A 3,120-nucleotide genomic window follows, 5' to 3' on the forward strand; every position below is an offset into this window, starting at 1 on the left:
TCCTCACTAAAGTCTGAAACGTTCTATCTTAACAGCATTGATCGAACTACGACCGCCATCGCAGAACGCACTGTCACAGAATACATTCATTATTATAACAATATTCGTATTCAAACGAAACTAAACAGCCAATCACCGATAAACTATCGGCAATTGGCTGTTTAAAAGGTGTTTTGATCCCTGTCTCAAAAACGGTGGTCAGTCCCCTCAAGGGCAGTTTTTTTTATGTGCTTCCCCTTATTGAAAAGCTGGCGGATTCCAATATAATGTAATTGTGGATACCGAAGGAGGCACCCCATGCACAACTTGCAGGTGAAACGGCATTACGCCGCCATATTGGCCTCACAAATGCCCGGTCAGCAGAAAACAAAAACAAAGGTCAATATCCGCAAAGGATTCCGGGAGCTGATCAGCAATAAAACGTTCCTCATCTTTATGATCATCACTTTTACGACATTTGCTCCAAACTTAGCGAACAATACGTATTTCAGTCTTTTTCTGGACAAAAGCGGCGCGTCACTTTCCGCTATCGGCATTTTATTTTTCATCGGCGTCATTTCGGAGATTCCATTTATGCGATTCGCCCAAACATTTATAGAGAAAATGGGGCTTTTAAACGTCATTATGCTGTCAGGCGGGGTCTCATTATTTAGATGGGCGCTCTATTTCACCGCGCCTTCATTATGGATCATTTATGCGGCGGTCTTTCTTCAGGGAGTGGCCATCGGTTTATTTATCCCAGCGGCGCTTCAATACGTAAAAAAGATCACTCCTAGCCACGTTGAAGCGACGGCGCTGACCATGTACGCGGCCATCGGCAATGGATTCGGCAACTGGTTCTGTACATTTGCGGGCGGGTACATTTTTGACTACGTGTCCATCTTCGCAGTCTACTTGCTATTTGGCATGCTGAGCATAGCAGGCTTTGGGCTGACATTCTATTTAATGAAGGCAGAAAAAAACAAAAATATACTTCAGCAGCCGGCTGTTACTTTTAAACCATAATGACTATAATGAAAAAAAGAAAGGATGAGCGCTATGAACGGGCAAGAGCGAAGCAGCATTTCGAAAGGATTACAGGTGGATATTGTATTGAAAGCAGATCAAAAAACAGGAAAACTGACGAGAGGGACAGTGAAAGATATTTTGACGAAATCAAGCTTTCATCCGCACGGCATTAAAGTCCGGCTTGAAGATGGCCGCATCGGCCGCGTCCAGAAAATCATTTCTACATAGAAAAAGCTGCTCCTGAACAGGGCAGCTTTTCGCTTTATTTTTTCTGCAGAAAGACTACTTTTAGGTAGTTGCCTCCAGGAAACGATGAAATTGTTTTGAAATCCTCCGGCAGCGTAAATTCCTCAATGATCGTGTAACGTTCATTTGTTTCTTTAAAGGCGGCATCGATAAAGCCTTTGAATTTCTTCATGCCGAAGGCGCTGCTGTTTGTGGAAGCAACGATGATGCCCTTGTCAGCTGTAATGGCGATCGTTTCCTTCAGCAGGTTTTTATAATCCTTGGCCGCGCTGAAGGTGCGTTTTTTTGTGCGTGCAAAGGAAGGCGGATCAAGAATAATGAGATCAAAACGCAGATCCTTTTTCGCCGCGTAAGAAAAATAGTTAAACACATCCATTACCTTAATGTCGTGCGCCTCGTAATCAAGCTTGTTCACACTGAATTGCTCGATCGTTTTGGCCATGCTCCGGTTTGCCACGTCCACGCTTGTTGTTTTCTCCGCTCCGCCAAGCGCCGCTGCCACGGAAAATGCTCCTGTATAAGAAAACGTATTTAACACTGTTTTTCCTTTTGCATAGCGGTCTCTGATCGCCTTGCGCACATGTCTCTGATCCAAAAAGATGCCCGTCATGGCGCCTTCATTCAGATCCACCGCGTATTGAATGCCATTTTCCTGAATGATGATCGGGAACTCGCCTCTTTTCCCTTTCACGAAGTCATCATCTTCAACGTATTGTCCAGCCGTATCGAAGCGTTTTTTCTCGTAAATCGCTTTATAATCAAGCTCCAGCTCATCCAAAGCGGAAATCAGCATGTCTTTAAAGGTGTAAATGCCTTTGCTGTACCATTGAATCAGCAGGTAGCCGCCATAATAGTCGATCGTGACGCCGCCGACGCCGTCTCCCTCACCATTGAACAGGCGGAATGCCGTTGTATCTTGGGAAGCGAACAGCTCGGTGCGCGCTTGGGCCGCTTTTGATAATTTGCTGAGAAAAAATGCTTGGTCAATCTGTTCTTGTTTATTGCGGGTAAGCGTCCAGCCGACCCCTTTGTTTTGCAGGCCGTAATAACCTCGCGCAAGAAACTCGCCGCTCTCTGACACGATGTCAACGAGGTCTCCTTCTTTCACGTGCCGCGCACTGCTTGCGAGAGCTTCCTTATCAATGAGCGGATAGCCTTTTTTGATTTTTGCAGCGTGTGCTTTTTTTATGGTAAGTAGCTTCATATTTGTTCGTCCTCTTTCCGTATGCTTTCTCTTATCGTACCACAAAACGCCAAGTTGTCTGCATTGACAGAAAGGAAAGGTTTTTCTACGATAGACAAATAAGAGTTACGAGGAGGAGCAGCATGGCAAAACGAATTGATCATACAGGCATTATGGTAAGGGATATCAACGCGTCCATCACATTTTATGAAGAGGTTCTCGGCATGAAATTGAAGGATCGCATCACACATACGAACGGTGTAATCGAGCTTGCTTTTCTTGGCTTTGAAGACGGACCGGAAACAGAGATCGAACTGATTCAAGGCTACAGCAGCGAGCTTCCCACCGAAGGAAAAGTGCACCACATTGCCCTGCTGACGGATGACATCGCGGCTGAATATACAAAAGCGGAAAGAATGAACGCGAAATTTATCGACGAAGAGATCACAACACTTCCTAACGGGTACCGTTACTTTTATATCGAAGGCCCTGACGGCGAGTGGATTGAGTTCTTTCAGCGGTAAAAATAAAGAACGTACATTTTGTGATGTACGTTCTTCAGCTTGTAGAGAAAACGATGTTTTTCTACAAGCTTTTTTTGTCTTACGCTGTTTTTTTGGATATTCAGCTGATTTCAAAAACAGAAAAAGAGCTCCCGCATACCTAGCTCCGCTTGGCTAGGT

General features: G+C 44.9%; 4 protein-coding genes and 1 pseudogene. 4 read left to right on the plus strand and 1 reads right to left on the minus strand.

From position 1 onward, the window contains the following. The 3 genes and pseudogenes from Q3W56_RS20475 to Q3W56_RS20485 all read left to right on the plus strand — a co-directional run. On the plus strand, nucleotides 1-165 hold a 165-nt coding region (locus Q3W56_RS20475; RefSeq protein ID WP_302896695.1), incomplete at its 5' end, for an IS3 family transposase. Nucleotides 166-327: 162 nt separating this feature from the next. After that, nucleotides 328-1,005: pseudogene (locus tag Q3W56_RS20480) on the plus strand (MFS transporter); the annotation flags it as partial. A 33-nt stretch (nucleotides 1,006-1,038) separates the two neighbouring features. Next, nucleotides 1,039-1,236: a YwbE family protein gene (locus Q3W56_RS20485; protein ID WP_003222222.1), complete on the plus strand. Its 198-nt coding sequence runs from the start codon at nucleotides 1,039-1,041 to the stop codon at nucleotides 1,234-1,236. Between the two features lie 34 nt (nucleotides 1,237-1,270). On the opposite strand, the gene Q3W56_RS20490 is transcribed toward Q3W56_RS20485, so the two are convergent. Beyond that, a complete protein-coding gene (locus Q3W56_RS20490; RefSeq protein WP_302896694.1) occupies nucleotides 1,271-2,458 on the minus strand; it encodes a class I SAM-dependent rRNA methyltransferase in 1,188 nt (395 codons plus the stop codon). A 122-nt stretch (nucleotides 2,459-2,580) separates the two neighbouring features. Here Q3W56_RS20490 and glxA point away from each other — a divergent pair, with 122 nt between their 5' ends. Continuing rightward, the gene (gene glxA / locus Q3W56_RS20495) at nucleotides 2,581-2,961 is read left to right on the plus strand and encodes a glyoxalase GlxA (RefSeq protein ID WP_019716150.1); all 381 of its coding nucleotides are present in this window, start codon (nucleotides 2,581-2,583) and stop codon (nucleotides 2,959-2,961) included. Nucleotides 2,962-3,120 lie beyond the last annotated feature (159 nt).

This window comes from Bacillus sp. C28GYM-DRY-1 (assembly GCF_030519405.1).
Classification (GTDB): domain Bacteria; phylum Bacillota; class Bacilli; order Bacillales; family Bacillaceae; genus Bacillus; species Bacillus spizizenii_A.

Excerpts from the sequence above, each read along its gene's own strand:
- Q3W56_RS20485 (WP_003222222.1), top strand. The coding sequence starts at position 1,039 with ATGAACGGGCAAGAGCGAAGCAGCATTTCGAAAGGATTACAGGTGGAT.
- Q3W56_RS20490 (WP_302896694.1), bottom strand. The coding sequence starts at position 2,458 with ATGAAGCTACTTACCATAAAAAAAGCACACGCTGCAAAAATCAAAAAA.
- glxA (WP_019716150.1), top strand. The coding sequence starts at position 2,581 with ATGGCAAAACGAATTGATCATACAGGCATTATGGTAAGGGATATCAAC.